4 protein-coding genes are annotated in these 2,896 nt (G+C 46.4%); all 4 read right to left on the bottom strand.

All coding sequences use genetic code 11. From position 1 onward, the window contains the following. Positions 1-1,036: AAA family ATPase (locus tag GY683_RS01190; RefSeq protein ID WP_297287014.1), on the bottom strand; the 1,036-nt coding region annotated here is incomplete at its 3' end. Between the two features lie 45 nt (positions 1,037-1,081). Further along, positions 1,082-1,420, bottom strand: coding sequence for an ATP-dependent Clp protease adaptor ClpS (locus tag GY683_RS01185; protein ID WP_297287013.1), 339 nt, complete (start codon positions 1,418-1,420; stop codon positions 1,082-1,084). 67 nt (positions 1,421-1,487) lie between these two features. Next, positions 1,488-2,255, bottom strand: a complete 768-nt coding sequence (locus tag GY683_RS01180; RefSeq protein WP_297287012.1) for a hypothetical protein — start codon at positions 2,253-2,255, stop codon at positions 1,488-1,490. Positions 2,256-2,390: 135 nt separating this feature from the next. After that, on the bottom strand, positions 2,391-2,896 hold a 506-nt coding region (locus tag GY683_RS01175), incomplete at its 5' end, for an HAD-IC family P-type ATPase (RefSeq protein ID WP_297287011.1).

The following is a 2,896-nucleotide window of genomic DNA, read 5'->3' as shown; positions in this document are numbered from 1 at the left end:
CGCTTGGCTCAACCACGTCGATTTTTTGGAATCGGCGTGATAAGGCGTGGTCTTTTTCAAAGATTTGACGATATTCATTAAAAGTCGTCGAGCCAATACAGCGAAGCTCACCATTAGACAGCGCAGGCTTAATCAGATTGGACATGTCCATTGAGCTGTTCATGGTAGAACCTGCGCCGATCATCGTATGAATCTCATCAATGAACAGTACAGCATTTGGTTGTTCTTTTAGTGCCTCTAACAGTGCCTTCATGCGATTCTCAAAGTCACCGCGAAACTTAGTACCCGCAACCAGAGAACCCACTTCAAGGCTATAAATCACCGTCTCAGCCAAAGGCTTTGGCGCCCTGCCATTAACAATCAACCAAGCCAAACCCTCTGCGATCGCTGTCTTACCCACACCGGCTTCACCGACCAACAATGGGTTATTTTTGCGGCGGCGGCACAGAACTTGAGCCGTGCGCTCAATCTCAGCATCACGCCCGATGAGCGGGTCGATGCGGCCTTTTTTGGCTCGCTCGTTTAGATTGGTGGCGAATTCTTCAAGCGGGTTTTTGGATTTGGTAGGCTCTTTATCTTCGCTTGGTGTCTGAGAAGGTGCTGTTTCGTCTTTTTTATTGTGTGATATGTAGCGAAGTACGCGCAATTTACTTACTTCGCGCGCCTGCAGCAAATACAGCGCTTGAGAATCTTTTTCGCTAAATATCCCAACCAATACATCCATACAATCAATTGGCCGCTCGATACCGCTAGATTGATGATGCCATATCGCACGCTGCAAGACGCGCTCGCAGCTCTTAGTAGGCTTGATGCGCGCATTGTCGTCGGCGGTTTTGGGCACATAATCTGACAGGTAGATCTTCAAGGCGTCGCTTAATTCGCTGGCATCCACCCCAAAATCGTCCAACATGTCTTTGACAGCCTGATCATTAATCAATCCTAAGAGCAGATGCTCGACCGTGATGAATTCATGGCGATTTTTTTTGGTATAAGTTTCTATGCGTTTACGCACTATTTCAAAATCTGGACTAAACATTTCTACCCCATTTATTAAATCATTATCTTAATAATGTTATCCATGTCATTGTTTTTCAAGCGTGGTCAAAAGTGGATACTCCATCTGTTCCGCCAATTCATTCACCTGTAGAATTTTCATCTCACCGATCTCAAATGGCAATATCGCCACCACCGCTCGGCCCGATTCGTGGATCTGATACATGAGCTCAACCGCACGATCAACACCATGATCAAAGATCTCAACAAGCACATACACCACAAAATCCATTGTCGTGTAATTGTCATTATGCATGACAACCGCATACATGGGCGCACGAGCAGATTCCGACACTGTCTCAAGCGCGACGTCTGATTCTGCCTCATGCTCCTTAGTATTATAGATAGACAAATTATTCTGATTCATGTTATTCATACTTTATCTGGCTCATCATAACAATAAAAAAGCCGAGCGTACGCCCAGCTTTTGATGATTAATTACTGCTGATGGGTCGATTATCCGTACCATCCGCCTCTGACAAGGAGGCTGGTGCATCGCTGATGATTTTACCCACCTGCCAGTCATACAGCTGCTGTATCTTCTGATCGCCTGCGACCAGCTCCAGCTTCATCTGACGAGGGGAGAAGCCTTCAGGCATCACAAAGCGACCACGAATGTTAGCCACGCCATTAATGTCATAGCTGGATGGCTCAAGGGGAATCTCAACCATGCTTGTCGCGTTTAACAGGGTCAGTCTTGGCACCATACGAACCGATCTGCCCGACACGTCGATCATCGCCACATCAAAGCGATATTCAAAGGTATTCTCAGGCAAAGAACCGATCTCTGAGCCGATTACCTTTAGGGCAACACCACCTTGCTCCGCCACCGATGATTTTAATAGATCATTAACTTGGGCAAGTTGTAGATTTTTTGTTTCTAATGCCTTTTGTTCTTCGGTCAGTCTTTCAAGATTGCCCATGCTGATGTCGCGCTCTTTGGTTAGCGCATCCACATCTTCTTTAAGCTTAGCATTCTCTGCCGCCAAGGTGTTCACATCTGCTGAGACTGCTTGATCGGACTTTAGGTCTTTGGCGGCATGAACGCCTTGACGATGACCAACTTGATAACCAATAAACGCCACAACAAGCGACGTAAAAATAAGCACTGCAAGAAATAGCGCTAAAATCTGTGCCGTCGCGCCCGCTTGTTGATTCAGCGAACGGCGCAATGGCACGGTTTTTGAGGGTGTTATTGACATGATACTCAAAATTCATCAAACTAAATTCGCGTATTATATCAAATATCTGCGAACATTAATGATAATTTTTTCAAAAGCTACGAAAAAATTACAATAGCAACAGATGCTGATTTTTTGGCGAATTTGTATGCTTTGTTAAATTTTCAATCGCTTTAGTCGCAAAGCATTCATCAGCACCGAGATCGAACTTAACGCCATGGCAGCCGCCGCAATGATCGGATTGAGCAGCCCAAAAGCAGCAGCCACGATGCCAATGCAGTTATAAACGAACGCAAAAAATAGGTTTTGCTTGATGTTATTTAACGTCGCTAATGCGATGTGCTGAGCATGCTGTGCGTGCGTGACAGAATCACCCACCAACTCCGCCGATGAAGTGTGCTTAGCGATACTAGATGCGTCATGCACCGAGAAGCTGACCTGCGCCTCTGCCATGGCTGGCGCATCATTCACACCATCACCGACCATGGCGACAGTCCTGCCCTCTTGTTTAAGCTCGTTAATTCTTTGAGCTTTATCACGCGGTGAGAGCTTGCCATGGGCAGACGTAATGCCCAGTCGTGCTGCCACATCATCAACCACACCTTGGTGGTCGCCACTCATGATAATCACGTCGATGCCGTCTTGTTTTAATTGATCGATGG

It is taken from the genome of Moraxella sp., assembly GCF_024227015.1.
Classification (GTDB): domain Bacteria; phylum Pseudomonadota; class Gammaproteobacteria; order Pseudomonadales; family Moraxellaceae; genus Moraxella.
Note: the sequence above shows the minus strand (reverse complement) of the source record. Positions and strands in the feature narration are given on the sequence as shown.